We start from the raw sequence: 26080 nt of genomic DNA, 5'->3' as shown, positions 1-26080 counted from the left end.
TAGGCGATGGCGATATCCACCTGCCCAGAGGCGACAAGGCGCTGCAACGCCTCGGACCCGGCCTGCCGGATGTCGAAGCGAAGGCCGGGAAAGCTGCGCATCAGCGGGGGAAAGCCGTTCTGCATCAGATCGGCCGCGAAACCCTCGCCCACGCCCAGGCGGATGATCGCACGCGTCTCGTCGCGGAACTGGCCAAGAAGGTCCAGGACATGGTCCTGCTCCTCGGCCATATGGATGGCGTGTTCCACCAGCACCCGCCCGGCATCGGTCAGCCGCATGCCCTGGGAATGACGCTCGAACAGCTTCACCCCCAGCCGGATTTCCGCATCCGACAGCTTGCGCGAGATGGCCGAGGGCACGATCCCCAGCCGCTCGCCCGCGCGGCGGATCGAGCCTTCCTGCGCGGTCACCATGAATTCGCGCAGGAATTTCAGGTCGAACGCCTCGGGTGCGACGGGCGGCGCGCTCATCCCCCGGCCCGCCGGATCAGCGCGAGCCACAGCGCCGCCCCCTGCCCCAGCAGCGCATCGTCGAAATCGAAACGCGGCGAGTGCAGGCCCGGGTTTTCGCCCGCCCGCGCGGCGCCCAGCCACAGATAGGCGCCGCCAAGGCTTCCGGGGCGGTCTTGCAGCATATAGGCGAAATCCTCGGACGCCATGCTGGGGCCGCCCGGCACGGGCGAAAGCCCGGCGTCGCGCGCGGCCTGCGCGACCAGCGCCGCCGCATCGGGCGTATTGATCGTGGCGGGATAGCGGCGCTGGTAGTCCACCTCGGCGGTGCAGCCCTGCGATTCGGCGATGCTGCGGGCAAGGCGGCGCAGGTTTTCCTCCAGCAGATCGCCCGCGCGGTCGGAAAACCACCGCGCCGTGCCTGAGAGCACCGCGCTTTCGGGCGAGACGTTCCAGGCCGTCCCGGCATGCAGTTGCGTCACCGTCAGCACCGCCGGGTCCAGGGGATCGATCCGCCGCGCCGGAAGTTCGTGCAGCGCGAGCCCCAGGGCCATCGCGGCCGAGATCACCCCCTCGGCCAGATGCGGCATGGCGGCATGGCCGCCCCTTCCGCGCAGGGTGATGTCCCAGGCCGCGAAAGCCGCCATCATCGGCCCCGGGGCCGCCACCACCTGCCCCGGCGCCAGCCCCGGCCAGTTGTGCAGCGCAAAGATCCGGTCGCAGGGGGCACGGTCGAACAGGCCCTCCTCGACCATCACCCGCGCGCCGCCGTCGTTTTCCTCGGCGGGCTGGAAGATGAAATGCACCGTCCCCCGCCCCTCGCCCTGCGCGAAGGCCTCGGCCGCCAGCCGGGCGGCCAGCAAAAGCGTGGCGGCATGGCCGTCATGGCCGCAGGCATGCATCACCCCGGGATGGACCGAGGCATGGGGCAGCCCGGTCTCTTCGGTGATCGGCAGCGCGTCGATATCGGCGCGGATGCCAAGGCGCGGCCCCGATCCGTCGCCCAGCGTGCCGATCACCCCGGTCCGGGCGATGCCGCGCTGCACGCGCAGGCCCCAGCCCTCCAGCAGCCCGGCGATGAGGCCCGAGGTGCGGGTCTCCTGGAACCCCAGCTCGGGGTGGCGGTGGAAGTCATGGCGCCAGGCCCGGGCCTCGGCCAGGTGGGATTCGGGGATCGTCATGCGCCCGCGCCCTCGAAATCGCCGAACCGCAGGATCACCCCGCCCAGGCGTTCGGGCCCGGGCAGCACGAGGAAACCGTCCCGCCAGTGATGCGCAAGGCCGGTGGCGGCGGCGCGGGCCGCGACCTCTTGCGGCGTCCGGGTCTGAAGGTCGATGGCCATCACCGAGGGCGCCGCATCCGCCCAATCGGCGGCGCGGCCGTAAAGCGCCTCGAACCCGGCGGCATCGGTCACCCGCCAGCGGCCCCTGGCGGTGGCGATTTCCGTGACATGCGCCCCCGGCGCGGGCGTCTGGTCGTGGACGCGCGAGAACCAGTCCACCACGCCGGGCGCCTCCGCCCCCGCAACCACCGTCAGCCCGGCGATGCCGGTCACGCCGTTGGGGTGATCCATCCAGTCGGGATATTCGATCAGGTCGCGGCGGAACTGCTGGCAGGCGAACAGCGACAGGCGCGGGAAATCGGCATTGGCGAGGATTTCCAGCCGGGTCCTGGTGCGGTCGGGGGTGCCGTCCCCGCGCGTGACATCGCGCCCGAAATGCACGGTGCCGGTCACCGCCACGCCGCGCGCGCGCAGGGCCTGGGCATCCGCCTCGGCATCCTCGCTGTTCAGCGCGGTCAGGCAGACCCCCTCGCGCGCGGCCAGATGCGCCTCGACATGGCGGCCGAAGCGAAAGCCCCCGGCCTCATGGCCGTCCAGAAGCGCCGGATCGCCGATCGACACCACCTCGAAAAGCTGGCCCGCGAAGATCAGCACCATGGTCGAGGTGCCCCAGGGATGCTGGCTCAGCCCCCGCGACAGAAAGCCAAGCGCCATATAGGTCTCGCGCGCGGCGGGCAGGTCCCGCACACAGACGAGCGCATGGTCGAGACCAAGCGAGGAAAGGGTCATTCCAGTTCTCCGATCCGAATGCCAAGCTCATGTGCCGGGCGGGCGCGGCCCTCAAGCAGGCGGCCCCTGGCCCCGATGAAAAGCCCGCGCGCAGGCACGTCCTCGGTCACCACGGCGCCCGAGGCCACGACCGCCCCCTCGCCGATCTCGATGGGGCCGATCAGCTTGGCGCCCGCACCGATCACCGCGCCCCGGCGGATCTTCGGGTGGCGCCCCTCGCCCCGGTCGACCAGGTTGGTGCCAAGCGTGACGCCGTGCCACAGGCTCACATCCTCTTCGATCACGGCGGTCTGGCCGATGACCAGGCCAAGGCCATGGTCGATCCAGACCCGGCGGCCGATCCGCGCCTCGGGCATGATATCGGCGCCGAAGGCGCGCAGGAAACGGATCTTCAGCGCATGGGCCACGGCGGCGCGGCCCTGGCCGAGCAGGTGATGGGCGAAGCGATGGGCCAGCAGGCCTTGCAGCCCGTTGGCGAAGAGCAGGCTGGTCACCGCGCCGCCGGGATCCTGATCGCGGGCGGCGGTGACGCGGCAATCCTCGCGCAGAAGGTCGAAAAGCGCGCCTCCGGGCGCGGCGAGCGGCGCGGCAAGGCGCAAGAAGCCCCCCGCCACATCCCCCGGCAACGCCTGCGCCAGCACCCCGGCGATCAGCGCGCCGTCATGCGGCAAAGCGTCGGGATCCAGCCCGATCAGGGCGCCCAGCCCGGGATCGCGCCGCAACAGCGCCCGGGCATCGCGCAGGAAGGCATCCGGCGCGGGAAAGGCCATCGAAAGCATCGTTTCTTCCATGCGGCAACCACAATGACGACAAATCCGCTTCCCGCCAGATTATCGCAGGGAAAACTGCCGTCACCCGCAAAACCGACATGTCGGCGTTCGCAATAGAAGAACACTGGAAAAGCGGCGCACCTGGACCGCGAGCCCGGCGGACAGGCCAGAGCACCGCAACCGACCCGGCCTGGAAAAGCAGAAAACGGCACCGACGCCTGCCACTGGCGCGCCGCAAAGATCCGATTTTCAAATATATCCGGCTTAAGTGGTGCCCAGAGCCGGAATCGAACCAGCGACACGCGGATTTTCAATCCGCTGCTCTACCAACTGAGCTATCTGGGCACCGTTCCAAGGGCTTCGCCCTTCGGGTGGGCGGGTGATACAGGCGGCGGCGGGGGCTGTCCAGAGGGAAAACGCCCTTCACGACGACCTTTCGTCAGAGCGCCCGGCGGGGGGACGGGCGGGCGGCTCGACCGGCGCGGCGGCCTCATCCTCGTCCAGGGCGGGGATGCGGTAACCCTCGCCCAGCCAGCGCGCCAGATCCACATCGGCGCAGCGGCGCGAGCAGAACGGGCGCCATTCGGTCTGGGTCGGTTTCGCACAGATCGGACAGGTCATGGCCAAAGCTCGGACAGGGCCGAACGGTCGCGGCGGCGGGTGAGTTCGTAAAGGCCAAGCGTGCTCCACCCCACCAGATTGGCCTCGCCGCCCGCGCGGAAGGCCGCCTTCATCACCTGGTCCAGGATATGGCGGTCACGCTTCGGGATCGGGGCGAAATCGACCACCACCTGGCCGCCCAGGCCGCGCAGGCGCAACTGGCGCGGCAATTCGCGCGCGGCGGCGACATTGGCCTTCAGGCTGGCGGCGGGCGAGGTGTCGGCGCCGGTGTTCACATCCACCGCGACCAGGGCGCGGGTCGGCTCGATCCACATATGGCCGCCGCCGCCAAGCGCCACCTGGGGGCCAAGCAGCGCGTCCAGCGCATCGTCCACCGCATGGGCGCCGAACTGCGCGCCGGGGGGGCCGTCGGCCTCGACCACCTCGTCGGGCGCGGGGTCGAGCCAGTCGCGCCAGGCCAGCTCATGCGCCGTGGCGGCATCGACCAGCAGCTCCGGCGCGCCGGAAAGATCGGGCAGCACCGCCTCGGCCATCGCGCGCATTTCGGCCAGATCGGCCGCCACCTCCTCCTCTCCGGCCAGCCCCGCGGCCGAGCGCAGGATCACGCCAAGATCGGGCGCGGCCCCCGCCATCCCCGCCTGCGCCAGCGCCTCAAGCCCCTCGCGCCGCCCGCTGTCCTGGATGCGGCGCGAGACGTTCAGCCCCGGCGCCCCCGGCGTCACGATGGCGAATCGCGACTTGAACAGCAGCCGCGTCACCACCGGCAGCGCCTTGCCCGGCTCGGGCGCGGGCCCGGCGATCTGGACCAGCAGCGGCTGGCCCGCCGAAACCCCGCCGGTCTGGCGCAGGAAACCGCGCGCGCCGCCGGGCAGCCTGACGAAAAGCCCGCCCTGCCCCTTCATCGGCCGCTCGGCAACCGCGCGGCAGATCGCACCGGGGGAAAGGCCCTCCCCCGCCGGATCGATCGCGATCTCCTCCAGCCGCCCGTCGACCATCAGCGCCGCGGCCTCGCGGCCGTCCAGACGGTCCAGCACGATCACCCGGCCCTTCATCGCATCTCTCCGCGCAGCAAACCCCGGATCATGTCAGTCCTGGCGCCAGACCGGCCAGCCGGCGGCGGAAAGCAGCCGGGCCGTCTCGGCCAGGGGCAGGCCGACGATGGCGCTGAAACTGCCGGAAATCCAGGGGAAGAACGCGCCCGCCAGACCGTGGATGCCGTAGCCCCCGGCCTTGCCCTGCCATTCGCCGCTGGCCAGATAGCCGTTCAACTCGGCATCCGAGAGCCGCTTCATCTTCACCGCCGAAACCACCTCGACCGCCCAAAGCCGCGCATCGCGCCGCACCGCGACGGCGGTGATCACCTGATGGCGCCGCCCGCCCAGAAGGGTCAGGAACCGCGCCGCCTCTGCCGCGTCCGAGGGCTTGCCAAGGATCCGGCGGCCAAGCGCCACCGTGGTATCGGCCGAAAGCACGACATCCCCGGGCGCCGAGGGGATGGCCTGCGCCTTCTCGCGCGCGACGCGGGCGGCGTAGGGGCGGGGCAATTCGCCCTTGCGCGGATCCTCGTCGATGTCGGGGGCAAGGATCAGGTCGGGCGTCACGCCGATCTGCGCCAGAAGATCCTTCCGGCGCGGCGAGGAAGAGCCGAGGATAAGCCGCAACTTACTTGAAGCGATAGTTGATGCGGCCCTTCGACAGGTCGTAGGGGGTCATTTCCACCTGCACCTTGTCGCCGGCCAGAACACGGATGCGGTTCTTGCGCATCTTGCCTGCCATCGTCGCGATCAGTTCATGGCCATTGTCGAGTTCGACCTTGAATGTCGCATTGGGCAGGAGTTCCTTCACGACACCGGGGAATTCGAGAATGTCTTCCTTGGCCATGTTCACTCCGTAACGGGGTCAAGCCCGCGGGTCTCCGCGGGCACAGTGCCCGGCATATGCGCCCCGCCCCGCCCTTTTTCAAGGACTTTCTGCCGGGCGCGCCGCCAAACCACCCCGAGCGCCGAAGAGGGGCGCCGAAGAGGGGCGCCGAAAACCGGCCCGGTCCCCGCCTCCCCCGCGCCACCTCTTCATCTTGGCAAAAATATCCCCGCCGGAGGCATCCCCGGCCCGCGTTCAAAGCCGCCGCATCCAGAACTGAAGCGGCTTGCCGCTCTCCTCCGTCGCCCCGATGTCGCGCCAGGCGAATTGCGCCACCGCGCCCTCGACCCGGGCATAGCCGCGCCGCGACCAGAATCCCTCGTTCGAGCGGGCATCCCCCGGGCGCAAGGGATGATCCCCGGGCCGGATCACCGCGCAGAAGGCCATATGGCTGTCGCCAAGCGCGCGGGCGCGGGCCTCGCGCAGGTCGAAGAATCGGTGCCCGATGCCCCTGCCCCGGTATTGCGGCAAAAGCACCGATTCCGCCGCGTAGTAGATCTGCTCGACCGGCAGGCCGATGCGGCGCAGGGGGGCTGCGAATTCCGCCGCATGGTCCTCCATCGGCGAGGCGGTGGCCGCCCCCACCAGCCGCGCGCCGTCGAAAGCGCCCACCACCAGCGCGCCGGGGCTGTCGCGATAGACCCGCAGGTAGTCGCGCTCGTATGCGAGATCGCCGTCGTAAAGATAGGGCCAGTCGCGAAAGACCGCGATCCGCAGCCGCGCCACATCGTCGAGCGCGGCGCCAAGCGCCTCGCCGGCAAGGGCGCGGATCTCGACGCCGCCTGCCCCGGCCTGCCCGCTCATCCCGCTGCGGCCTGCCCGCCCGGGATCTGGCCGCCCGGGGTCTGGCCGCCCGAAACCCCCGCGCCCGAAACCGGCGCGCCCGAGATCTGGGCGATCCAGTCGGCAAGGTTGTAGAAGGTGCTGACCCGCGCGATCCTGCCCTCGCGCAGCGTGAAGAACGCCCCGGCGGGCAGGATGTATTTCTGCCCCCTCGCCTCGGGCAGGCCCGGGTCGGTCTTCAGATATTCGCCGTGGACGGTGAATTCCGCCGCCGCCCGCGTGCCTTCGCCATTCACGAAGATCACGATATCCTTCAGGGTCTCGCGATAGCTTACCCCCATATGCGCGCCGAATTCGGCGAATTTCGCGCGCCCCAGCCGGATCGCGCCCTCGTTCACCCGATGCTCGACATCCTCGGTGACCAGCGCCGTCATCGCCTCGGGGTCGAGCGCGTTGAAGGCGGCGTAATAGGCCTCGATCAGCTTGCGGGCTTCGGTCTCGGGCGTGGGCATCGGCGGGCTCCTCTCGTCGGGCCAGGGTCGGACATGGGTCGGACATGGGTTGGAGGCGAAGGATAGCGGCGCGGACAGCGGGGGAAAGGCCTAAAAGCGAAAGGGGCGGCCGCGAAAGCGACCGCCCCTTGCGTGGAAGGCCGGGCATGGAAGCCCGGCATGGAAGCCCGATACGGATCAGAGCGCGGCCAGCGCGGCGCGGACGGTTTCCGCCAGGGGAGTCGTCGGGCGCCCGATCAGGGTCGAAAGCGTCCGGCTGTCGTCGAAAAGCGCATCGGCGGCGCCGGTCTGGGCATCGCTGTCGGCAAGGATGGCGGCAAAGCCCGGATGCAGGCCGAAGCCTTCCAGCGCCTTGGCATATTCCGCCTCGGACATGTTGACGAAGGCCACCGGCTTGCCCGATTGCCGCGCCACCTCGGCGGCCAGGTCGGCGGCGGTGAAGGCGGTGTCGCCCGCCAGTTCGTAGATCTTGCCTTCATGGCCCGCGCCAAGGGCGGTCACGGCGATCGCCTCGGCGTAATCGGCGCGCGGCGCCGAGGAGAACCGCCCCTCGCCCGAAGCGCCGATGATCGCGCCATGTTCCAGCGCCGCGCCAAGCGCGCCGGTCGAATTCTCGGTATACCAGCCATTGCGAAGGATGGTGAAGGGCAGGCCCGAGGCCTTCAGCAGCGCCTCGGTCGCGACATGCTCCTCGGCGAGCTTCATCGTCGAGCCCTCGCCCTTGAGAAGCGAGGTGTAGATCACCCGCCCGACGCCCGACGCCTTCGCCGCCTCGATCACCGCCTTGTGCTGCGCGAAACGCTGGCCGACCGCGTTCGACGAGATCAGCACCAGAACCCCGACCCCCTCCAGCGCCGAAAAGGTCTCGGGCAGGGTATAGTCGAAGGCGCGGGCCTCGACCCCGGCTTCGGCGACCCCGGCTTCGGCGACGCGGGACGGATCGCGGGCCAGGGCCACGACGGCCGCTTCGGGCGCGCGCGCCTTCAGCGCGGCAAGGGCGAGTCGGCCAAGCTGGCCGGTGGCGCCGGTGATGGCGATGGTCATCGGATGTCTCCATTCCCTGAAATTGACAGCGACAGAGATAACGCATTACTTACGAAAAGGAAGAACGCACCTTTTTGTCAGTATGCCGAAGGACCGCACATGACCTCGCCCAGGGATGCACAGAACCTGCTCGACCGCTGGCAGCGCGGCAATGTGATGGCGGCCGACTGCCCCTCGCGCAGGATGCTTCAGCACCTGACCAACCGCTGGGGCACGCTGATCATGGTGACGCTTGCCACCGGGCCGCATCGTTTCGCGCAATTGCGCCGCGCGGTCGGGGGCGTCAGCGAAAGGATGCTGAGCCAGACGCTGAAAGAGCTGGAGGCCGACGGTTTCGTGCGCCGTCTCGCCCATGACGTGGTGCCGCCGCATGTGGAATATTCGCTGACCCCGGCCGGGCGGGGCGCGGCCTGCCACCTGATCGCGCTGGTGGGCTGGCTTGAGGAGAATGTCGGCGCGATCCAGGCCGCGCGGCAGGGGCATGCGGCCTAAGGCCGCGTGCGCCCTGCCGATCTGGGCGCGTCCGATCCGGGACCTGCCGATCCGGGACCTGCCCCGGGCCCGGGACCATGACCCTGCCGATCCGGCCCCAACGATCGGCCCCCAACGAACGGGCGGCGTCGACCCGGCCCCGCCGAAATCGCCCTAGCCCTCCGCCCCATCCCGGGCGGCATCGGTCTGCGGCGGGCCGAAGCGCTGGATCATCCGCCCCCGGATCTGGTCGCGCGCCTGTCTGTAGGCGGCCAGCCGGGCCTCGCGGCTTTCGCCAAGGCCGGTCGGATCCAGGATCGGCCAGTATTCCACCTCGATATGGTGGTAGCGCGTCAGTTCCAGCGCCATGCGCTGGCTGGCGGGCGACAGCGCGACGATCAGGTCGAACTGGCCCAGATCGTCGCCCCAGTCGATCATCTCCTCGAACGAGCGGGCGCGGTGGCGCGAGATCTCGACCCCGATCTCCTGGCAGACCGCGATCGAGAAGCCGTCCACCTCCATGTCGTTCCTGACCCCCGCCGACTGGACATAGGCGCGCTGGCCGTAGAAGTGTTTCATCATGCCCTCGGCCATCGGAGAGCGCACCGCATTATGGTCGCAGCAAAACAGCACGGACTGCGGCAGATCGGCCAAATTCACCCCCTGAGCAACACGCAGATCAGGGTGAACAGCCGCCGCGCGGTGGCGTTGTCGACCTCGGCCTTGCCCGAAAGCCGCTCGACCAGGATCGAGGCGCCTTCGTTGTGGATGCCGCGCCGCGCCATGTCGATGGCCTCGATCTGGCTGGGCGGCAGGCGCTTCACCGCCTCGAAATAGCTTTCGCAGATCTGGAAATAATCCTTCACCACCTGCCGGAACGGGCCGAGGCTCAGGTGGAACTCGCCGACGGGGCTTTCGTCCTCGCAGCCCAGGCCGAAGACCAGCCGTCCCTCGCGGATCGAAAGCCCCAGCCGGTAGGGGCCGGGCGGCACCTCGCGCCCCTCGCGCGGGGGCAAGGCGAAGGCGTTCTCCTCCAGAAGGTCGAAGATCGCGACGCGGCGCTCCTGCTCGATCTCGGGCGTGGCGCGGGCCAGGCCGGTCTCGTCGATTTCGATATGGCACAGGCGACTGGTCATGGCGCGGGCTTTCGGGGCGGGCGAAACGGAAACGCGGTGGGGCCGCGCTACGGGCAAACCGCGCCGGACGGGGCCGGTGCGAACCCTGCCTTGATGCCCGAAGCCCGGCCCCTCGCGCAATCCCCTATCGCCCGGGCCTTGCGCAGGGCGCCCTCAGCGCAAACCGGGCCCCATGACCCAGTCGGGAAGCGCGGTCGCGATGGCGGGGAAGACGGACAGGATCGCCACGCCCGCCAGCATGGCCAGCCAGAACGGTGCGACGCCGCGATAGATCACCCCTTGCGGCACATGGCGGGCGACCGAATGGACGATGAAGACGTTCATCCCCACCGGGGGCGAGATCAGCCCCATCTCCAGCACCACCATGACGATCACGCCGAACCAGATCGGGTCGAACCCAAGCGCCGTCACCACCGGAAAGAACACCGGCAGCGTCAGCACCAGCATCGCAAAGCCGTCCATGAACATGCCCAGCACCAGATAGCACAGCACGATCAGCGCCATCACCCCCCAGGGGCCAAGGCCGGATCCGGTCAGCGCCGCGCCGATGTCCTGCGGGATATGGCTGAGCGCCATGAACGGGTTGAACAGATGCGCCCCGATCAGGATCAGCATCACGCTGGCCGAGGTCAGCGCGCAATCGCGCCCCGCGTCCCACAGGTCGCGCAACCCGATCCCGCGCCGCGCCAGGCCCAGAATGGCCAGCAGGCCCGCGCCGACGGCGGCGGATTCCACGGGCGAGAAGAGGCCGCTGTAAAGCCCCCCGATGGTGACCAGGATCACCGAAAGCCCCGGCAGCGCGCCGATCATCGCGCGCCGCGCCGCGGCCCGCGCCACCGGCGCACCGGCCGGGCCCGCCCCCGGGCGGCGCCAGCAGATCAGCGTCACCACCGCCATGAAAAGCCCAAGCAGCAGAAGGCCCGGCAGGAAGCCCGCCAGAAACAGCCGCCCGATGCTCTGCTCGGTCAGGATCGCGTAAAGCACGAAGCCGGTCGAGGGCGGGATCAGGATGCCCAGCGTGCCGCCCGCCGCCACCGTCGCGGTGGCGAGGCGGGGGGCATAGCCGTAACGCTCCATCTCGCCCAGCGAGACCTTGCCCATGGTCAGCGCCGAGGCGATGGACGAGCCGCAAAGCGCCGAGAACGCGCCGCAGCCCAGAAGCGTCGCCTGCGCCAGCCCGCCCCGGAACCGCCCCACCAGCGCGAAGGCGGCCTCGTAAAGCGCCCGGCTCATGCCGCCGCGGCTGGCGAGATTGCCCATCAGGATGAAGAGCGGGATCACGATCAGCTCGAATTTCGAGGCCAGGGTGAAGGTCTCCGAGGCCAGAAGGCCCATGGCGACGGGCAGGCCCGACAGCGCCCAGATCCCGACGAAACCGACCGCGAACATCGCGAAGGCCACCGGCACCCGCAAGAGGATCAGCGCCAGCAGCGCAAGGATGCCCGCCAGGCCGGAAAGGGTGTCAGCCATGGCGGGGCCGCTCCGGCAGGATGGCGCGCAGGATCCCCCCAAGCGCCGCGATCACGGCGAAGGCGGCAAGGGCGTGCTGAAACGGCGCCTTGGAGATCGACAGGATATTGCTCGACAGGTTCAGCAGGGCCGAAAGCCGCGCCGCATCCCACAGCGCCCAGGCCAGTGCGAGCCAGATCGCCGCCCCCAGGGCCGCCGACAGCCGGTCCCCTCCGCGCCGCATCCAGCCCGGCATCGCACCCGCGAAAAGATCGACCCGGATCTGCCCGCCCCGGTGGTCGAGCATGGCCAGCGCGCCGAAGGTGACCACGACCATGCCCATTTCGGCCAGGTCCTGCGCGCCGAACAGCGGGCGGCCGAAGCCGCGCCCGACCACATCGGCCAGAAGCATGCCGGTCAGGGCCAGCAGCACCGCGCCGGAAAGCCGGGCGCAGAACGCCGCCAGCCCGCCCGCGATCCGGTCGAGGAAGCCGAGCGCGCGGCGGAACAGGGCATCGGGTTGCCCCCCGCCCCCGACAGCGGGCTGTCCCCCGCCCGTGGCTGCAGGCCGCCTCTCCCGCCCAGACTCGGGTCGCCCAAACTCGGGCCGCTCGGCGCCGGTGGCGGCGGGCCGTCCCCCATGCTCGACCGCGCCGCCCGTGGTGGTGGCGTCCGTGGCCCCGTCGCGCCCGGAGGTGTCAGGTCTGGGGGTGCTCACTCGGCGCCCCGCATCGCGGCGATGGCGGCTTCGGCCCCCAGACCCGCGATGGCGGCCTCGGTCAGCGGCAGAAGCACCGCCTCGAAGGCCGCGATCTCGGCCCCGGTCAGATCCACCACCACGCCGTCGCGGGCGCGCAGCCCCCCGATCGCCGCCGCGCCCCTGGCATTCCAGGCCGCCTCGGCATGGCGCGAGAGATCGCGGCCCGAGACCGCGCGCAGCGCGGCACGCTCGGCCTCGGGCAGGGCCTCGACCCGGGCGGCATTGGCGACGACATAGAAGGCCTGATTGCCCAGCGGAATCCCCAGCGTCACATGGCCCAGCACCTCGTCGAAGCGGAAGTCCGAGATCCCGCTCGACCCGATGATCACCCCGTCGACCAGCCCGGTCTGCAATGCGTTGTAGACATCGCCCGCGGGCATCTGCACCGGGATCGCGCCAAGCGCCTGCACCACGCCCGAGGTGACCGAGCCGGAGACGCGGATCTTCAGCCCCGCAAGGTCCGAGGGCGCGCGGACCGCGCGGTCGCGGGTGACCAGCACGGCGGGCTCGGCCGTCCACAGCGCCAGCGGCTCGGTCGCGGGATATTCGCGCGCCAGAAGCCCCGCCTCATGGCCGTTCCACAGGAAATCCGCGCCACTCATGCCCTGGGGCAGCGCGCCGGGATATTCGGTCAGCATGGAAAGCGGGAATTGCGACGAGGTATAGCCCGGCAGGCCCCAGACGATATCGGCCACGCCCTGCACGGCGCGGACATATTGCTCGGCCGGGCCCGCGCCCAACTCGCCCGCCGGATAGGTGCGGATCACCAGGCCCGAGGGCGCGACGCCCGTGGTCAGCGGCGTCACGATGGCCTCGGTCAGGGTATGGGTCGGGGCGACGAAATGCGCGAAACGCAGGGTTTCGGCCGCCGCCGGAGTGGCCGGACCCATGGCGGGCGCGGCAAAGAGCAGGACAGCAAGGGCCGCCCGGATCGGGAAAGTCATGTCATATCCTTTCTGCGGAAGGGCGCGGCCCGAAGCCCTGCGCCCGAAGGAAGACCGAGGCCGGAAGAGCGGCCCCGGAAGGCGCGGCGCCAAGGGCCCGGACCCGAAGGGCCGGAGCCCGCGGGCGGGATCAGGCCTCGCCCCAGATCGCCTCGGCGGTCTTCACCACCAGTTCCAGCTTGCGCTTCTGACCGTCCTCGGTGATCGCATTGCCATGTTCGGTCGAGGCGAAACCGCATTGCGGCGCGATGCCAAGCTGGTCGAGATCGACATGTTTCGACGCCTCGTCGAATTTGGCGCGCAGCCAGTCGAGATCTTCCAGATCGCCGGTCTTCGTGGTGATGAACCCCGCCATCACCCGCTTGTCGCCCCTGGGCAGCAGGCGCAAGGGCTCCAGCCCGCCCGCGCGATCGGTGTCGTATTCCATGAAATACACATCGACCGAGGTCTGGTTGAAGATCGCATCCGCCGCGAAGTCGTAGCCCCCCTCGGCCACATGCGAGGAGCGGAAGTTCCCCCGGCACATATGCATGCCGATCACCAGATCCTCGGGGCGGTCCCTGATCGCCTCTTCCAGCATCCAGGCGTATTTCTTTACCAGCTCATCGGGGTCCTGCCCCATGGCGCGTCGGATCTCGCGCTGTTTGGGATCGCCCAGATAGGCGAAGAAGATGTCGTCCAGTTGCAGATAGCGGCAGCCCGCGTCGTAGAAGGCCCGCACCGCCTTTTTATAGGTCGCGGCGATGTCGTGGAACAAAGCCTCCGGATCGCGATAGGGGGCGTGTTCGATATTCTCCGGCTCCATCCGGTAGTGGCAGGCCGAGGGGCCGGGGATCGAGATCTTGGGTACGCCCTCCCCGGGGCGCACCAGATCCCGCACGAAGGTGAAATGCGCAAGCATCGGATGATCGGCGGGAAAATCCAGCGGCCCGGTCAGATGCGCCTCGATGGGGGGCGTCTTGTGCTCGGTCTGGAACGGCAGGCTTCGGGTCGAGGGCTTCATGTCGAGGCCGGTCAGCATGCCCATGAAATCGTAGTGCCAGAACTGGCGGCGCACCTCGCCGTCGGTGAAGACCCTGAGGCCCGCATCCTTCTGAAGCTTCACCAGGTCGCGGACCGCCATATCCTCGACCAGGGTCAGCTCGCCGTCGAAAATGCCCCGCTCGCGCAACGCGCGCACCATCCCGGGGCGCAGGAGAGAGCCGACATGATCGGCCCGGCAGGGCGCGCGGCGGCGGAAACGGGATTCGGTCTGGATCATCGTGACATGCCTTCCGGGCGGCCCGGAAACCCCCGGGCCGATAAATGAACGGACGCGCCCCGCGACCAAAGGCCGCGAAACGGGCCCCCACGACCGGGGTCGTGAAGGCGCTTGCCGTCACCTTTGCGGATTTGCCGCTCCCGACGCGCCCACCGCGGCCGGAACAGGTGAACAGATCCGGGCAGGTTTCCTGACTTGCGGGTCGCCGCCTTGTCCGGCCTTCCCGGCGCGTTTTGCGCACCAGTGGCATGTCGGACAGGCTCTCCGCCTACAGTTGCGGGGGCAGTCCCGGATTCGGGCCTTCGCCCTGACCGGATTCCCTTTTACCCGGGGCTTCCCCCGGCACCTGGATCAGCACGCAGGCTCTGCCGCCGCGCCGCATCTGTCAATGGATGCGGTGTTGAAATCATCGCATGATGATGATGAAGCCGGACGCCCGCCGCGCGGCGCCGCAGGCCAGGTCCCGCACGGAACGGCACCCCAGAAATCCGGTTTCGTCCCGGCCAGAAACCGCCTATATTCGCCGCATCGGCGCCGGTCGGGGCGCTTGCGCGCCGAGAGAACAAGCCTCGAAAAAAGCCCCGGAGCAGGCCCGCCATGCGCATCGTCTACCATCTCGGCGCCCATTGCACCGATGAAGAGCGGCTCATCCGCTGCCTGCTGAAGAACCGCAGCGCCCTGGCCGAGCAGGGCATCGCCGTGCCCGCCCCCACCCGCTATCGCCGCCTCTTGCGCGACACCGCCGTCCAGCTCAAGGGCGCCGCCGCCTCGGTCGAGACCCAGACCATGGTGCTGGAGCAGATCATGGACGAGGATGACGCCGACCGGCTGATCCTGAGCTGGGACAGCTTCCTCGCCTTTCCGCAATGGGCGCTGCGCGGCCAGCTTTACGGTTTCGCGGGCGAGCGGATCCGCGCCTTCACCCAGATCTTTCCCGCGATCGGCGCCGAATTCCACCTGGCGATCCGCAACCCCGCGACCTTCCTTCCCGCCCTGTTCGAGCGCCAGAAGGGCAAAAGCTACGAGGAATTCATCGAAGGCGCCGATCCGTTGCAGATCCGCTGGTCGGATGTGGTGCGCCAGATCGTGACCCAGAACCCCGGCGTGCCGCTGACGATCTGGGCCGACGAGGATACGCCGCTGATCTGGGACGAGGTGCTGCAAGAGGTCTCGGGCCATGACGACGGTTTCGCACTTGAGGAAACCGACGAGCTGCTGTCGCTGATCATGTCGCCCGAGGGCTTCGCCCGGATGCGCCGCTACACCGACGACCACCCCCCTGCCAATCTGGCGCAGAGGCGGCGGATCGTCACCGCCTTCCTTGAGAAATTCGGCCGCCCCGACCAGCTTTCCCTGCGCTTCGACCTGCCCGGCTGGACACCCGCGCTGGTCGATTCGATCACCGAGGGCTATTACCGCGACATCGAGACGATCCGTAACCTGCCCGGGGTGGCGTTCCTTTCGGCCTGACGCCCCCCCTGCCCCATCGCGCGGCGGGGGCGCCGGGCGGTTTCGTCCCGCACGCCCCGATCGAAGGCCCCTCGCCCGCTCCTTGCCGCAATACCTCGCGCTCCAATGCCCTTTGCCGCCGCGGCGGCGACGGCCCCTCCCGGCGGGCAGGCGGCATCCGCGGCGGCCCATGGCGCGACAGATTACCGCCAAGACCGGCCAATGAGACCAGCCAACCGCCTGACAGGAAAGCCAAATTCGAAGGGGGAAAGATGGTGCTGCAAGAGAGGATTGAACTCTCGACCTCTCCCTTACCAAGGGAGTGCTCTACCACTGAGCTACTGCAGCGCCGTCGGTGGAGGCGGATTTAGACGCAAACATCTGCCTCCGCAACCCCCCTTTTGACATGCCGCTCTGGACCGGGCCTGCGGGCTGGGATAAGGCTCGGCCCATGCGCAAGACCGAAGATGGAAATCCCCCCGCGGGGCAGCGCCCCGCATCGCCCGGCGTCGGCTCGCACCGCGCCGCGAAGGCGGGTGCGGCGAAGCCCGCGACGCGCGAGGACCGGCTCAAGGCCGCGCTCAAGGCCAATATGGCCCGGCGCAAGGCCCAGGCCCGGGTGCGGGCGGAAACGGGCGGCCCCGGCGCGGGGGCGCAGGCGGCGAAAGAGGCCGGAGAAACGGACTGAGGCGCGCGGCGCGGCCCCGGGCGGCCGCGGATGGCCCCGAGGGCAGAGACGGAACAACGACAAGAACGGCAGCAAGAGGCGGGCATGGATTCGATACTGGTCAAGGGCAACGGGCCGCTCAACGGGGCGATTCCCATCGCGGGCGCCAAGAACGCCTGTCTGGCGCTGATGCCCGCCACGCTCTTGTCGGAAGAGCCGCTGACGCTGACCAATGCGCCGCGGCTTTCGGACATCCGCACCATGACCAGCCTGCTGCAATCCTTGGGGGCCGAGGTCTCGTCGCTGCAGGACGGCAAGGTGATCACCATGTCCTCGCATGGCGTGCTGAACCCGACCGCCGATTACGACATCGTGCGCAAGATGCGGGCCTCGAACCTGGTGCTGGGGCCGCTGCTGGCGCGGCTCGGCCATGCGGTGGTCTCGCTGCCCGGCGGCTGCGCCATCGGCGCGCGGCCGATGGACATCCATATCGACGCGCTGGCCGCGCTTGGCGCCGAGATCGACCTGAGGGACGGCTATCTGCATGCGAAGACCCAAGGCGGGCTGACGGGCGCTGTGCATGAGATGCGCTTCGCCTCGGTCGGCGCGACCGAGAATTTCGTCATGGCCGCAACGCTCGCGAAGGGCACCAGCGTCCTCAGTAACGCCGCGCGCGAGCCCGAGATCGTCGATCTCGTGCACTGCCTGCGCCGGATGGGCGCCGAGATCGAGGGCGAAGGCACGCCGACCATCACCATTCAGGGCGTGACCGCCCTGCGCGGCGCCACCCATCCTGTGGTGACCGACCGGATCGAGCTTGGCACCTACATGCTCGCCCCCGCGATCTGCGGCGGCGAGGTGGAATGCCTGGGCGGGCGGATCGACCTGCTGGCGGCCTTTTGCGAAAAGCTCGACGCCGCCGGGATTTCGGTGACCGAGACCGAGAGGGGCCTCAAGGTCGCGCGCCGCAACGGGCGGGTCCGCGCGGTCGATGTGGTGACCGAGCCCTTCCCCGGCTTCCCCACCGACCTGCAGGCCCAGATGATGGCGCTTCTGTGCACCGCCGAGGGGACTTCGGTGCTGGAGGAGAGGATCTTCGAGAACCGCTTCATGCATGCCCCCGAACTGATGCGGATGGGCGCCAGGATCGAGGTCCACGGCGGCCATGCCACCGTCACCGGGGTCGAGCGGCTGCGCGGCGCGCCGGTGATGGCGACCGACCTGCGGGCCAGCGTCTCGCTGATCCTCGCCGGTCTGGCGGCCGAGGGCGAGACGGTGGTCAGCCGGGTCTATCACCTCGATCGCGGCTATGAGCGGGTCGAGGAAAAGCTTTCCGCCTGCGGGGCGAAGATCGAACGGATCAAGGGGGGCGCGTGATGGCCGATGCGCGATTCGCGGATGGCGACGAGGGCCCGCTGCTTCTGATCGCGCGCGGCCCGGGCGATGTGCCGGTGCTGTCGGCGCTGGTGCAGGATGCCGTGCTGCCGCCGGGCGAGATGCGCTATGCGCCGAAGCAGCGCCGCTTCGCCGCGCTGCTCAACCGTTTCCGCTGGGAGGACCGCGAGGCCGCCGAACGCGAGGGCCGCCCCTATGAAAGGGTGCGCAGCCTGCTGACCGTCGAGGATGTGCTGGCGGTGCGCAGCGCCGGCATCGACCACCCGGACGACTCTGACGCGGTGCTGTCGATCCTGTCGCTGGACTGGCAGCCCGCCGCGCAGGCGCCCGCCGAGGACGTCGATCCCGCTCTTGCCGGGCCGGGGCGGCTGGTGCTGATCCTTGCCGGCGGCGGCGCCATCGCGCTTGAGCTTGAGGCGCTGGAGATCCGGCTGGAGGATGTGACGCGGCCCTATCTCGCCCCCTCGCGCAAGCGGCCCGATCACGAGGGCTGAGGCGATCCCCAGACGGGCCTTGGCCCCCGGGGCGCAGGCCGGAAGATCCGCATCAATATCCGCGTCCAGGCGCATCCCCAATTTGTCGTGGGAAACCCCGCCGACGCAAAGCGTTGCATGATCGACCGTGCAAAGCGTCGCATGATCGACCGCCCATTGCCGGAAACCGGCGCGCCGACAAAGCCGTATCGCCGCCGCGTTCGACGCGTCTGCGTTACACCATGGTCTCGGGGCATGTGCTGAATGTGATGCGGCGCAGTTTCTGTTTGGCCTTTTCGGGATCGGAGTGACCGCGCTTTTGCCCTTGACCACGGCGCGCGATGTGCGGGCGGGGCGCTTGGCTACGGGACCCTGCTTGGAACCTTCGGGCTGGGGGCGATCACCGGCGCGTTCAACAACCAGCGCATCCGGATGCGCTTGACCAAGAGGCGAATCGTGCGGCAGTCGCGGAACGCCTCGGTGATGGCGGCCCCGACCGGCGCCCGCCCAAGGCCCGTGCCGCGCGCCTCCGGCGCGACATACATGCCCCACAGATGCGCGACTGCCGGGTCTCAGGCGCCCTGCTCCGCGCCACGCCGATCACCCCGCGCAGCCCGTTCCCGGTATCGAAACCACCAAGAACCGTGCCCTCTGCAAGCCGGACCGCGAAAGTCTCCGGCGCGCGCGCCACCTCATCCTCGACGGCAGCGCCGAAGGTCTCGGGATGCAGGCGCGGCCCCGCCAGCGGAAGCGCCCTGAAGGCCTGCGCCTCTGCGGCCGCAGGGCGCCGGATCGTCGGGGGGCAACCGTCATGCGCCATCCCCCCCCCCCGCCATGCGCGGCGGCGGCTTCATTCCCCCGAGGGATCGGACCCCTCCGGCGCCGGGGTCTCGCGCCGGTGGCCGTCCAGGTCGCGGGCCGTTTTCTCGGCCCGCGCCTGCGCCAGATCCCGCGCGGCGCGGGTCTGGCCGTGCTTCAGCGCATTCTCATCCCCCTTCGCCCGGGCCGCCTTGCGGGCGGCCTGCTTGCGCGCGGTGCGAAGGTTGACGATTTCGGCCATTGCGATCAGTCCTTCGGGCCGATCATGTCCTCGGGGCGGACCACGCGGTCGAAGGTCTCGGCATCGACGAAGCCGAGCGCGATGGCTTCCTCGCGCAGAGTGGTGCCGTTCTTGTGCGCGGTCTTGGCGACCTTGGTGGCGTTGTCATAGCCGATGGTCGGCGCCAGCGCCGTGACCAGCATCAGCGATTCCTTCATCAGCTTGTCGATCCGCGCCACATTGGCCTGGGTGCCGACGACCATGTTGTCGGTGAAGCTGGATGCCGCATCGCCCAGAAGCTGCATGCTCTGCAACACGTTGTAGGACATCATCGGGTTGTAGACGTTCAGTTCGAAATGCCCCTGGCTGCCCGCGAAACCGATGGCGGCGTCATTGCCCATGACATGGGCGCAGACCATGGTCAGCGCCTCGGCCTGGGTCGGGTTGACCTTGCCCGGCATGATCGAGGAGCCCGGCTCGTTCTCGGGCAGGATCAATTCGCCCAGGCCCGAGCGCGGGCCCGAACCCAGCAGCCGCAGGTCGTTGGCGATCTTGAACAAGGACCCCGCCACCGTCTTCAGCGCGCCCGAGAAGAACACCATCGCGTCATGCGCGGCCAGCGCCTCGAACTTGTTGGGCGCGGTGACGAAGGGCAGATCGGTGATCGCGGCGATCTCGGCCGCGACCTTGACGTCATAGCCCTTGCGGGTGTTCAGCCCGGTGCCGACGGCGGTGCCGCCCTGGGCCAGCTCATAGATATGCGGCAGCGCGAGCTTCACCCGCTCGATCCCGCGATCGACCTGGGTCGCATAGCCCGAGAATTCCTGGCCAAGCGTCAGGGGCGTGGCATCCTGGGTATGGGTGCGGCCGATCTTGATGATGTCCTTGAACTCTTCCGACTTGGCCCAAAGCGCACCAGCCAGCTTCTCCAGCCCCGGCAGCAGCACGTCGCGCGCATGCATGCCGATGGCGACATGCATCGCGGTGGGGAAGGTGTCGTTGGACGACTGCCCCATGTTCACATGATCGTTGGGGTGGACCGGCTTTTTCGAGCCCTTCTCGCCGCCCAGGATCTCGATGGCGCGGTTCGAGATCACCTCGTTGGCGTTCATGTTCGACTGGGTGCCCGAGCCGGTCTGCCACACGACCAGCGGGAAATTGTCGTCGAACCTTCCCTCGATCACCTCTTGCGCGGCCTGCTGGATGGCCCCGGAGAGCCCGGCGTCCAGATCGCCCTGGGCCGCGTTCACCGCCGCCGCCGCCTTCTTGATCACGCCAAGGGCGCGGATCACCGGAACCGGCTGACGCTCCCACCCGATGGGGAAGTTGATGATGGAACGCTGGGTCTGCGCGCCCCAGTATTTCTCGGCGGGAACCTCGAGCGGGCCGAAGCTGTCGGTCTCGGTGCGGGTCGCGGTCATCAGGGGCCTCCTGGATTTGTTCGCCTCCCGCATAGCGCCGGGGGCGGGCGAAATCAATCGGCATGCCGTCGCATACTGCCCCTTGCGGCGCCCGCCCGGGGGGCGCATGACCGGGGGGCGAAAGCGCCCCAGCCCTCTGCACGGGACCGCCGCCCGAAAGGTCCCGGCCCTGCCCCGGCGGCCCGGAGACGCAAGGCGACGACGCCCCCCGGCGACGCTTGCCCCGGAGCAAGGCGGGGACAAGGCCGGGGTCGCGACCAGGTTCTGAAAGGGAAATCGAGATGACGCGATCAAATGCGCTGCGGGCGAACGAACCTGCGGCGGGCGCATTGCCCGAAATGACCTCTTCGCCACGCGGGCGGCTGATCCTGCCGTTCATGGCGCCCTTCTATCACGACTTCGCCCAGCCGACGGGATGGCTGGCGTTTCGCCTGATCATCGGCGGGTTCCTGATGGTCGAGGGCTGGCCCAAGATCATCGCGCCGATGGCGCAGGTGGGCTTTGTCGAGAATGTGCTGGGCTGGCCCGCGGGCTGGCTGTTCTCGCCGCTGCTGGCAATCTTGCAATTCGTCGGCGGGGCGCTGATCGCGCTCGGGCTGCTGACCCGGCCCGCCGCGCTGGCCAATGCGGTCATGCTGGCGATCACCATCCGGTTCCACGTCGCCAATCCCTATGATTTCGAGGCCTTGCTGACCCCCGAGGGCATGGCCTTCCTCAACGAGAACCTGCAATACCTGACCGCGAACGGGCAGCAGAAGCTTCTGGGCGACGGCGGCGCGGGCTTCCTGCATCAGGTGCAGGCCAAGGCGGTGTTCAATTCGACCTTCTGGGCAGCGGGCGCGGCGATCATCGCGGCCTTCGGCGGGGGCAGGCTTTCGCTCGACCGGCTGATCGGCAAGGAGTTCTGAGCGCCCCACCGCAACGACCGGCCCGCCCGCAAAAGCGCGGCGGGCCGAAGCCGCCTCACGAAAACCGCGTCATGAGCGGCGGAAGCGATAGACCCGGGCGGGCGGCAGGTTGGCCCAGACCTTGTGGCCCTTGTTCACCTTCAGCCCAAGCGCCTCGATCATCGCATCGGGCACCGGCGGGCGCGGCCCGTAGGTGAATTGCACCAGCGTGCCGCGCGGGCCCAGCATGCGGAAGGCCCCCGACAGGATCGCCTCTTGCAGCGCCTTGGGAAAGGACAGCAGCGGCAGGCCCGAGATCACGGTCTGCACCTCGCCCTCGACCACATCGGGCGCGGTCTCGGCCCCGGCCCGATGGACCGCGACGCCGGGAAAGCGGCGGCGCAGGTAGGGGACGAATTCGTCGTCCAGCTCGAACAGCGAAAGGTTTTCGGGGGGCAGGCCGCGCGCCAGCAGCGCCTCGGTGAACCGCCCGGTGCCGGGGCCGAATTCCACCACCTTGCCCGAGCCGGGGCCGATCCCCAGCGTCATGGCGCGCGCCAGCGTCCGCGACGAGGGCGCGATGGCCGAGATCTGGCGCGGATTGCGCAGCAGCCTGCGGCGGAACAATGCGATATCGCTTTCCACGCCCATCTCTATTTCCCGCCCATGTCTATTCAATGCCCCTGTTCATTCGACACCCGATCCTCAGGTCTTGCGGAATTTGTCGAGGCTGACCACCTCGGCCTCGGGGCGCGGCGCGGGCGGCGTCCCGTCGTCGGAGAGGGCCTCTTCGCCCTCCTCCTCCTCTTCCTCGTCCTCGTCGTCCTCCTGGGTCTCGAACCGCAGGCCGAATTCCACCGAAGGGTCGACGAAGGTGCGCAGGGCGTCGAAGGGAATCACCAGGGGCTCGGGCTGGTTGCCGAAGTTCAGCGTGACCGAAAAGCCCTCTTCGGTGACCTCAAGCCCGGTGAACCAGTTCTGCAGCACCACCGTCATCTCGCCCGGATAGCGCTCGTGCAGCCAGTCGGCGATCTCGACCCCCGGGGCGGTGGTGTCGAAGGTGATGAAGAAGTGGTGCGCCCCCGGCAGGCCGTGTTCGGCGACCTCCTCCAGGACCGAGCGGATCAGGCCGCGCATGGCCCGGTGCATGAGATTGCCATAGTCGATGCTGCGCGTCATCCGCCACCCTTTCCGTTGTCCGGCCAGCATAGGGGATTCGGGTGACAAGGAAAGAGGCGAGCGCGCGCCTTTCGCCATGTGCCTTTCATCCCCCGTCCCCTCTCATCGTGCGACCGCCAGCGCCGGAAGCGCCGACGGCAGCAAAAGCGCAAGCGCCCCCGAAAGCGCCAGCACCCGCCACAGGGGCCAGCCGCGCCAGATCAGCGCCAGCGCCGCCACCACCGCGATCAGCGCCGCCAGCGGGTTCAGGCTGGCGGGGACGGGCAAGGTCATGCGCAGGGGCCCCGCCGCGACCACCGAATGCGCCGCGAAAAGGGCATGCAGCGCGAACCACAGCGACAGATTGGCGATCACCCCCACCGCGGCGGCGGTGATGGCCGAAAGTGCCCCCGCCAGGCGCGGCGCCTCCGTCAGCCGCGCGATGAAGGGCGCGCCCGCGAAGATGAAAAGGAACGAGGGCGCGAAGGTCATCCACAGCGCCACCGCCGCCCCGGCAAGGGCCAGGGCCCAACCCCCGGCCTGATATCCGGCCATGAAGCCCGCGAACTGGTTGACCAGGATCAGCGGGCCCGGCGTCGTCTCGGCCAGGGCCAGCCCGTCCATCATCTGCGCCGCCGTCAGCCAGCCGCGCGCGGCGACCAGCTCCTGGCTCATCCAGGCCAGCAGCGCATAGGCGCCGCCGAAACTCAGCGCGGCGAGGCGCGAGAAGAAGGCGCCGATCTCGGCCAGCCGCTCCAGCCCCGGCACCGCCGGAAAGGCCGCGGCCAGCCCGAAAAGCGCCGCCAACGGCAAGAGCCAGACCGCAAGCCACAGCGCCACCGCGCGCGGGAACATGCCGCCGGGGGCCCGCCCTTGCACCCGCCCCGGCGAGGGCGCGACCGGGCCCGCCGTCGCAAGCGCCCCGGTCAGCGCGGCGGCGATCAGGATCGCCGGAAACGGCAGGTTCAGCGCGAACAGCCCGACAAAGGCCGCCAGCGCGACCCCTCGCGCCCATCCGGTGACCAGGACCCGGCGCGACAGCCGCAAGAGCGCCTGCGCCACGATGGCGATGACGGCGGCCTGCACGCCGACGAACAGCGCCGCCACCGGGGCCACGCCGCCGAAACCCGCATAAAGCCCCGAAAGCGCCAGCACCACCAGCGCGCCGGGCAGGACGAACAGCCCGCCCGCGATCAGCCCGCCCGGGGTGCCGCGCAGCCGCCAGCCGATCCATGTCGCAAGCTGCATCGCCTCGGGCCCCGGCAGCAGCATGCAAAAGGACAGCGCGCGCAGATATTCGCCCTCGTCGACCCAGTTCCGCTCGTCCCGCGCGACGCGGTGCAAAAGCGCGATCTGCGCGGCGGGCCCGCCGAAGGACAGGATCCCGATCCGGGCGAAGACGCGCGCCAGATCGGCCAGCGACGGCGGCGGGGCAAGGCCCGTGGACGAAGGCGGGACAGGGGACGGGGCGGCGGCTGGGTCCATGCGGGCGGCCTAACCCGGAATCATGTCATGCCGACGACAGCCGTTGCGCCTTTCGGGGCGCCAGTCGGGGCTCTGGTGAGCGCGCCTCTCGGGGCGCTTGTCCGGGCCGGGGCCAGCGCGCCCGTCAGCGCGCCGGTCAGCGCGCACGGGGCATCCGAAGGCCGAAGCGCACGCTCAGCACCCGCACGACGACGGTCAGCGCAAAGCCGATCCCCGCCGTCGTCACCGGCGACCAGCCAAGGCTTGTCCCCAGCACCACCATGGCCGCGCCCAGGATCGCCGCCACGGCATAGACCTCTTCACGCAGGACGCGCGGCACCTCGGCCACCAGAATATCGCGCAAGACCCCGCCGCCGACGGCAGTCAGCACCCCGATCAGGCAGGCCGATGGCGCCGAAAGCCCGAAGTCGAGCGCCTTCTGGCTGCCGGTCACCGCAAAGACCCCAAGCCCGATCGCGTCCAGCAGCATCACCGGCTTCGACAGCATCTCGATCAGGCGGTGGAAGAAGAAGGCGCTCAGCCCGGCCGCCAGCGTCGCCAGCAGATAGCGCAGGTCGCGCAGCACGGCGGGCGGGGTATCGCCAAGCGCGATGTCGCGGATCGCGCCCCCCGCGGTCGCGGCGGCGGTGGCCAGGACGATGATCCCGAAGAGATCAAGGTTGCGCCGCACCGCCAGCATGCCCCCCGAAAGCCCGAAGACGAAGGTCCCGACCAGATCGAGCCACAGAATGACCGTCGCCAGCGTCACATCCGGGAAATCCATCCCGCGCCTCCCTTGGTTCGGGGCCTGTCGGGGCGCCGGAAGACGCCCGCGGGCCAGGGCCGACGCCTGAACGCGCGGGCCTTCGTCGATGATGCCGGTGCAGGCCCCTGGGCTCAAGGCCGCGACCCGGCGCCGGGCCCGGGACATTGCGCGGGACATCCCTCGCCCCGGACATGCCGCCCGAGGCGCTGCGGGACCTGAGGCCGCGCGAGACCCGAGGCGCCGAGGCGCCGGGCGAGAAACCGGGGCGTCGGTCCCGCCGCAGCTCCGGGCAGACGCCGAGGCTCCGCACCCTCAGCCTGGTCCACTCGGGACCCGCCCGCCCAGGGCGGCCCATTCGACCCGATCCGGTCCCGCCCCTTCCGGGCCGGACCCGTCAGCGCATGCCGAGGGCTTCCTTGTAGATCTCCAGCACCGCCTCTTCCTCGGCGATCTGATCCTTGTCCTTGCGGCGCAGGGAAACGATCATCCGCAGGGCCTTGGTGTCGTAGCCCCGGCCCTTGCTCTCGGCATAGACCTCCTTGATCTGCTCCGAGATGTCCTTCTTCTCGGATTCAAGCTGTTCGATCCGTTCGACGAACTGGCGCAACTCGTCGGCCGTCACCTGATATGCGTCCACCTGCTGCTCCATCCTGCTCTCCTTTGTCTTCGGCCCCGAGGGATCCCCGATAGATCCGCGACAGATCCCCGGGGACCGGCGGCCCCCGCCGGCATCGGGGCGCGCGGCACCACAGCAGATAGCTTGCGCGCCCGCGCGCTTTCAAGCCCCGATCCGCCTAACCCCGATCCGCCCAGCCCCGGGCAATGGCCCTCTCGGCCCCCCGCGCGCCCCACGCCTCCCGGACTTGCACCCGCGCGGCGCAACCGCTAGCCAGTCGCAAAGGCATGCAAGGTGGAGCGCGGACGATGGAATGGCTGGTCTGGATCGGAGCCGCCCTGTCGCTTGCGGGCGTGGGCGGGCTCTTGTGGTGCGTCCTGCGCGCGCTGCGCCTGCGCCGCCCCGATCTGGCCGAGGACGAAAAGCGCATCGGCCTGCAAAGGGTGGTGCTGGTCAATATGGTGGCGCTGCTGGTCTCGGCCTTCGGGCTGATGATGGTGGTGGCGGGGATCCTTCTCGGCTAAGGGCCGGGCCTCTCGCGCAAAGTTCCCGAG

General features: G+C 69.6%; 30 protein-coding genes, 2 tRNA genes, 3 pseudogenes and 1 riboswitch. Of the genes and pseudogenes, 8 read left to right on the top strand and 27 right to left on the bottom strand.

What is annotated here, in order from left to right; genetic code table 11:
• The 12 genes and pseudogenes from ABNX41_RS18365 to ABNX41_RS18310 all read right to left on the bottom strand — a co-directional run.
• On the bottom strand, positions 1-470 hold a 470-nt coding region (locus tag ABNX41_RS18365; protein ID WP_438671150.1), incomplete at its 3' end, for a LysR family transcriptional regulator.
• The gene (locus tag ABNX41_RS18360; protein ID WP_438671149.1) at positions 467-1630 is read right to left on the bottom strand and encodes an amidohydrolase; all 1164 of its coding nucleotides are present in this window, start codon (positions 1628-1630) and stop codon (positions 467-469) included. The genes ABNX41_RS18360 and ABNX41_RS18365, both read right to left, overlap by 4 nt.
• Positions 1627-2520, bottom strand: a complete 894-nt coding sequence (locus ABNX41_RS18355; protein ID WP_438671148.1) for a VOC family protein — start codon at positions 2518-2520, stop codon at positions 1627-1629. The genes ABNX41_RS18360 and ABNX41_RS18355 overlap by 4 nt, the downstream gene beginning before the upstream one ends.
• Complete coding sequence (locus tag ABNX41_RS18350; protein WP_438671147.1) at positions 2517-3311, bottom strand: serine O-acetyltransferase; 795 nt, start codon at positions 3309-3311, stop codon at positions 2517-2519. Before ABNX41_RS18350 ends, ABNX41_RS18355 begins: the two co-directional genes overlap by 4 nt.
• A gap of 248 nt (positions 3312-3559) precedes the next feature.
• A tRNA-Phe gene (locus ABNX41_RS18345) sits at positions 3560-3635 on the bottom strand.
• A gap of 78 nt (positions 3636-3713) precedes the next feature.
• Positions 3714-3911, bottom strand: a complete 198-nt coding sequence (locus tag ABNX41_RS18340) for a DNA gyrase inhibitor YacG (protein WP_438671146.1) — start codon at positions 3909-3911, stop codon at positions 3714-3716.
• On the bottom strand, positions 3908-4963 hold the full coding sequence (locus tag ABNX41_RS18335; RefSeq protein ID WP_438671145.1) for a ribonuclease E/G: 1056 nt from the start codon (positions 4961-4963) through the stop codon (positions 3908-3910). The genes ABNX41_RS18340 and ABNX41_RS18335 overlap by 4 nt, the downstream gene beginning before the upstream one ends.
• Before the next feature lie 33 nt (positions 4964-4996).
• Positions 4997-5572 (bottom strand): Maf family protein, encoded by a 576-nt coding sequence (locus ABNX41_RS18330; RefSeq protein WP_438671144.1) that lies wholly within the window; start codon positions 5570-5572, stop codon positions 4997-4999.
• Position 5573: 1 nt separating this feature from the next.
• Positions 5574-5792 carry a translation initiation factor IF-1 gene (infA, locus tag ABNX41_RS18325; RefSeq protein ID WP_045389309.1) on the bottom strand — a complete coding sequence of 73 codons (219 nt, stop codon included), beginning with the start codon at positions 5790-5792 and terminating at the stop codon, positions 5574-5576.
• Between the two features lie 234 nt (positions 5793-6026).
• Positions 6027-6635 (bottom strand): GNAT family N-acetyltransferase, encoded by a 609-nt coding sequence (locus ABNX41_RS18320; protein ID WP_438671143.1) that lies wholly within the window; start codon positions 6633-6635, stop codon positions 6027-6029.
• A gap of 80 nt (positions 6636-6715) precedes the next feature.
• Positions 6716-7126, bottom strand: a pseudogene (locus ABNX41_RS18315) (ketosteroid isomerase-related protein); the annotation flags it as partial.
• 177 nt (positions 7127-7303) lie between these two features.
• The gene (locus tag ABNX41_RS18310; protein WP_438671142.1) at positions 7304-8170 is read right to left on the bottom strand and encodes an SDR family oxidoreductase; all 867 of its coding nucleotides are present in this window, start codon (positions 8168-8170) and stop codon (positions 7304-7306) included.
• Between the two features lie 99 nt (positions 8171-8269).
• On the opposite strand from ABNX41_RS18310, the gene ABNX41_RS18305 reads away from it, so the two are divergent.
• Positions 8270-8662, top strand: a complete 393-nt coding sequence (locus ABNX41_RS18305; RefSeq protein WP_438671141.1) for a winged helix-turn-helix transcriptional regulator — start codon at positions 8270-8272, stop codon at positions 8660-8662.
• 153 nt (positions 8663-8815) lie between these two features.
• On the opposite strand, the gene ABNX41_RS18300 is transcribed toward ABNX41_RS18305, so the two are convergent.
• From ABNX41_RS18300 to ABNX41_RS18275, 6 genes are all read right to left on the bottom strand, one after another.
• Complete coding sequence (locus tag ABNX41_RS18300) at positions 8816-9235, bottom strand: arsenate-mycothiol transferase ArsC (RefSeq protein ID WP_438671151.1); 420 nt, start codon at positions 9233-9235, stop codon at positions 8816-8818.
• A gap of 62 nt (positions 9236-9297) precedes the next feature.
• A complete protein-coding gene (locus tag ABNX41_RS18295; RefSeq protein WP_438671140.1) occupies positions 9298-9777 on the bottom strand; it encodes a UPF0262 family protein in 480 nt (159 codons plus the stop codon).
• 153 nt (positions 9778-9930) lie between these two features.
• A complete protein-coding gene (locus tag ABNX41_RS18290; RefSeq protein WP_438671139.1) occupies positions 9931-11247 on the bottom strand; it encodes a TRAP transporter large permease in 1317 nt (438 codons plus the stop codon).
• Positions 11240-11944, bottom strand: a complete 705-nt coding sequence (locus tag ABNX41_RS18285; RefSeq protein WP_438671138.1) for a TRAP transporter small permease — start codon at positions 11942-11944, stop codon at positions 11240-11242. The genes ABNX41_RS18290 and ABNX41_RS18285 overlap by 8 nt, the downstream gene beginning before the upstream one ends.
• A complete protein-coding gene (locus tag ABNX41_RS18280) occupies positions 11941-12930 on the bottom strand; it encodes a TRAP transporter substrate-binding protein (RefSeq protein WP_438671137.1) in 990 nt (329 codons plus the stop codon). Before ABNX41_RS18280 ends, ABNX41_RS18285 begins: the two co-directional genes overlap by 4 nt.
• Before the next feature lie 130 nt (positions 12931-13060).
• A complete protein-coding gene (locus tag ABNX41_RS18275; protein WP_438671136.1) occupies positions 13061-14191 on the bottom strand; it encodes a 5-methyltetrahydropteroyltriglutamate--homocysteine S-methyltransferase in 1131 nt (376 codons plus the stop codon).
• A 163-nt stretch (positions 14192-14354) separates the two neighbouring features.
• Positions 14355-14556: riboswitch (cobalamin riboswitch) on the bottom strand.
• 232 nt (positions 14557-14788) lie between these two features.
• Between ABNX41_RS18275 and ABNX41_RS18270 the strand changes: the two genes are divergently transcribed.
• Positions 14789-15661: a hypothetical protein gene (locus tag ABNX41_RS18270; protein WP_438671135.1), complete on the top strand. Its 873-nt coding sequence runs from the start codon at positions 14789-14791 to the stop codon at positions 15659-15661.
• A gap of 252 nt (positions 15662-15913) precedes the next feature.
• Here ABNX41_RS18270 and ABNX41_RS18265 read toward each other — a convergent pair.
• Positions 15914-15988, bottom strand: a tRNA-Thr gene (locus tag ABNX41_RS18265).
• 103 nt (positions 15989-16091) lie between these two features.
• On the opposite strand from ABNX41_RS18265, the gene ABNX41_RS18260 reads away from it, so the two are divergent.
• The 4 genes and pseudogenes from ABNX41_RS18260 to ABNX41_RS18245 form a co-directional block, all read left to right on the top strand.
• Positions 16092-16328 carry a hypothetical protein gene (locus ABNX41_RS18260; protein ID WP_438671152.1) on the top strand — a complete coding sequence of 79 codons (237 nt, stop codon included), beginning with the start codon at positions 16092-16094 and terminating at the stop codon, positions 16326-16328.
• An 84-nt stretch (positions 16329-16412) separates the two neighbouring features.
• Entirely contained in the window at positions 16413-17684 is a 1272-nt protein-coding gene (murA, locus tag ABNX41_RS18255) for a UDP-N-acetylglucosamine 1-carboxyvinyltransferase (protein ID WP_438671134.1), read from the top strand.
• On the top strand, positions 17684-18196 hold the full coding sequence (locus tag ABNX41_RS18250; RefSeq protein ID WP_438671133.1) for a DUF2948 family protein: 513 nt from the start codon (positions 17684-17686) through the stop codon (positions 18194-18196). Before murA ends, ABNX41_RS18250 begins: the two co-directional genes overlap by 1 nt.
• A gap of 333 nt (positions 18197-18529) precedes the next feature.
• Positions 18530-18634 (top strand): annotated as a pseudogene (locus ABNX41_RS18245) (MFS transporter); the annotation flags it as partial.
• Here the strand turns inward: ABNX41_RS18245 and ABNX41_RS18240 are convergent.
• The 3 genes and pseudogenes from ABNX41_RS18240 to fumC all read right to left on the bottom strand — a co-directional run.
• A pseudogene (locus ABNX41_RS18240) lies at positions 18634-18729 on the bottom strand (GNAT family N-acetyltransferase); the annotation flags it as partial. The pseudogenes ABNX41_RS18245 and ABNX41_RS18240 sit on opposite strands and share 1 nt — an antisense overlap.
• 296 nt (positions 18730-19025) lie before the next feature.
• A complete protein-coding gene (locus ABNX41_RS18235; protein ID WP_438671132.1) occupies positions 19026-19235 on the bottom strand; it encodes a DUF4169 family protein in 210 nt (69 codons plus the stop codon).
• Positions 19236-19240: 5 nt separating this feature from the next.
• Positions 19241-20635: a class II fumarate hydratase gene (gene fumC, locus ABNX41_RS18230; protein WP_438671131.1), complete on the bottom strand. Its 1395-nt coding sequence runs from the start codon at positions 20633-20635 to the stop codon at positions 19241-19243.
• A 281-nt stretch (positions 20636-20916) separates the two neighbouring features.
• Between fumC and ABNX41_RS18225 the strand changes: the two genes are divergently transcribed.
• Complete coding sequence (locus tag ABNX41_RS18225) at positions 20917-21543, top strand: DoxX family protein (protein WP_438671130.1); 627 nt, start codon at positions 20917-20919, stop codon at positions 21541-21543.
• 69 nt (positions 21544-21612) lie between these two features.
• Here the strand turns inward: ABNX41_RS18225 and ABNX41_RS18220 are convergent, their stop codons facing one another.
• The 5 genes from ABNX41_RS18220 to ABNX41_RS18200 form a co-directional block, all read right to left on the bottom strand.
• The gene (locus tag ABNX41_RS18220) at positions 21613-22167 is read right to left on the bottom strand and encodes a class I SAM-dependent methyltransferase (protein WP_438671129.1); all 555 of its coding nucleotides are present in this window, start codon (positions 22165-22167) and stop codon (positions 21613-21615) included.
• A gap of 60 nt (positions 22168-22227) precedes the next feature.
• Positions 22228-22701 carry an SspB family protein gene (locus ABNX41_RS18215; protein WP_438671128.1) on the bottom strand — a complete coding sequence of 158 codons (474 nt, stop codon included), beginning with the start codon at positions 22699-22701 and terminating at the stop codon, positions 22228-22230.
• 102 nt (positions 22702-22803) lie between these two features.
• The gene (chrA, locus tag ABNX41_RS18210; RefSeq protein ID WP_438671127.1) at positions 22804-24165 is read right to left on the bottom strand and encodes a chromate efflux transporter; all 1362 of its coding nucleotides are present in this window, start codon (positions 24163-24165) and stop codon (positions 22804-22806) included.
• Positions 24166-24301: 136 nt separating this feature from the next.
• Positions 24302-24928, bottom strand: coding sequence for a trimeric intracellular cation channel family protein (locus ABNX41_RS18205; RefSeq protein WP_438671126.1), 627 nt, complete (start codon positions 24926-24928; stop codon positions 24302-24304).
• Positions 24929-25304: 376 nt separating this feature from the next.
• Positions 25305-25559 carry a DUF2312 domain-containing protein gene (locus tag ABNX41_RS18200; RefSeq protein WP_438671125.1) on the bottom strand — a complete coding sequence of 85 codons (255 nt, stop codon included), beginning with the start codon at positions 25557-25559 and terminating at the stop codon, positions 25305-25307.
• Positions 25560-25834: 275 nt separating this feature from the next.
• Between ABNX41_RS18200 and ABNX41_RS18195 the strand changes: the two genes are divergently transcribed.
• Positions 25835-26050: a hypothetical protein gene (locus ABNX41_RS18195; RefSeq protein ID WP_438671124.1), complete on the top strand. Its 216-nt coding sequence runs from the start codon at positions 25835-25837 to the stop codon at positions 26048-26050.
• Positions 26051-26080 lie beyond the last annotated feature (30 nt).

The organism is Pseudogemmobacter sonorensis, assembly GCF_042762395.1.
GTDB classification, from domain to species: domain Bacteria; phylum Pseudomonadota; class Alphaproteobacteria; order Rhodobacterales; family Rhodobacteraceae; genus Pseudogemmobacter; species Pseudogemmobacter sonorensis.
This window is presented reverse-complemented; position numbering and strand designations above follow the sequence as displayed.

Excerpts from the sequence above, each read along its gene's own strand:
- chrA (WP_438671127.1), bottom strand. The coding sequence starts at position 24,165 with ATGGACCCAGCCGCCGCCCCGTCCCCTGTCCCGCCTTCGTCCACGGGC.
- ABNX41_RS18300 (WP_438671151.1), bottom strand. The coding sequence starts at position 9,235 with ATGGCCGAGGGCATGATGAAACACTTCTACGGCCAGCGCGCCTATGTC.
- ABNX41_RS18195 (WP_438671124.1), top strand. The coding sequence starts at position 25,835 with ATGGAATGGCTGGTCTGGATCGGAGCCGCCCTGTCGCTTGCGGGCGTG.
- ABNX41_RS18305 (WP_438671141.1), top strand. The coding sequence starts at position 8,270 with ATGACCTCGCCCAGGGATGCACAGAACCTGCTCGACCGCTGGCAGCGC.
- ABNX41_RS18355 (WP_438671148.1), bottom strand. The coding sequence starts at position 2,520 with ATGACCCTTTCCTCGCTTGGTCTCGACCATGCGCTCGTCTGTGTGCGG.
- ABNX41_RS18250 (WP_438671133.1), top strand. The coding sequence starts at position 17,684 with ATGGCCGATGCGCGATTCGCGGATGGCGACGAGGGCCCGCTGCTTCTG.
- ABNX41_RS18350 (WP_438671147.1), bottom strand. The coding sequence starts at position 3,311 with ATGGAAGAAACGATGCTTTCGATGGCCTTTCCCGCGCCGGATGCCTTC.
- ABNX41_RS18225 (WP_438671130.1), top strand. The coding sequence starts at position 20,917 with ATGACGCGATCAAATGCGCTGCGGGCGAACGAACCTGCGGCGGGCGCA.
- ABNX41_RS18215 (WP_438671128.1), bottom strand. The coding sequence starts at position 22,701 with ATGACGCGCAGCATCGACTATGGCAATCTCATGCACCGGGCCATGCGC.
- ABNX41_RS18275 (WP_438671136.1), bottom strand. The coding sequence starts at position 14,191 with ATGATCCAGACCGAATCCCGTTTCCGCCGCCGCGCGCCCTGCCGGGCC.
- murA (WP_438671134.1), top strand. The coding sequence starts at position 16,413 with ATGGATTCGATACTGGTCAAGGGCAACGGGCCGCTCAACGGGGCGATT.
- ABNX41_RS18280 (WP_438671137.1), bottom strand. The coding sequence starts at position 12,930 with ATGACTTTCCCGATCCGGGCGGCCCTTGCTGTCCTGCTCTTTGCCGCG.
- infA (WP_045389309.1), bottom strand. The coding sequence starts at position 5,792 with ATGGCCAAGGAAGACATTCTCGAATTCCCCGGTGTCGTGAAGGAACTC.
- ABNX41_RS18360 (WP_438671149.1), bottom strand. The coding sequence starts at position 1,630 with ATGACGATCCCCGAATCCCACCTGGCCGAGGCCCGGGCCTGGCGCCAT.
- ABNX41_RS18295 (WP_438671140.1), bottom strand. The coding sequence starts at position 9,777 with ATGACCAGTCGCCTGTGCCATATCGAAATCGACGAGACCGGCCTGGCC.
- ABNX41_RS18310 (WP_438671142.1), bottom strand. The coding sequence starts at position 8,170 with ATGACCATCGCCATCACCGGCGCCACCGGCCAGCTTGGCCGACTCGCC.
- ABNX41_RS18235 (WP_438671132.1), bottom strand. The coding sequence starts at position 19,235 with ATGGCCGAAATCGTCAACCTTCGCACCGCGCGCAAGCAGGCCGCCCGC.
- ABNX41_RS18290 (WP_438671139.1), bottom strand. The coding sequence starts at position 11,247 with ATGGCTGACACCCTTTCCGGCCTGGCGGGCATCCTTGCGCTGCTGGCG.
- ABNX41_RS18335 (WP_438671145.1), bottom strand. The coding sequence starts at position 4,963 with ATGAAGGGCCGGGTGATCGTGCTGGACCGTCTGGACGGCCGCGAGGCC.
- ABNX41_RS18270 (WP_438671135.1), top strand. The coding sequence starts at position 14,789 with ATGCGCATCGTCTACCATCTCGGCGCCCATTGCACCGATGAAGAGCGG.
- ABNX41_RS18205 (WP_438671126.1), bottom strand. The coding sequence starts at position 24,928 with ATGGATTTCCCGGATGTGACGCTGGCGACGGTCATTCTGTGGCTCGAT.
- ABNX41_RS18200 (WP_438671125.1), bottom strand. The coding sequence starts at position 25,559 with ATGGAGCAGCAGGTGGACGCATATCAGGTGACGGCCGACGAGTTGCGC.
- fumC (WP_438671131.1), bottom strand. The coding sequence starts at position 20,635 with ATGACCGCGACCCGCACCGAGACCGACAGCTTCGGCCCGCTCGAGGTT.
- ABNX41_RS18340 (WP_438671146.1), bottom strand. The coding sequence starts at position 3,911 with ATGACCTGTCCGATCTGTGCGAAACCGACCCAGACCGAATGGCGCCCG.
- ABNX41_RS18260 (WP_438671152.1), top strand. The coding sequence starts at position 16,092 with ATGCGCAAGACCGAAGATGGAAATCCCCCCGCGGGGCAGCGCCCCGCA.
- ABNX41_RS18320 (WP_438671143.1), bottom strand. The coding sequence starts at position 6,635 with ATGAGCGGGCAGGCCGGGGCAGGCGGCGTCGAGATCCGCGCCCTTGCC.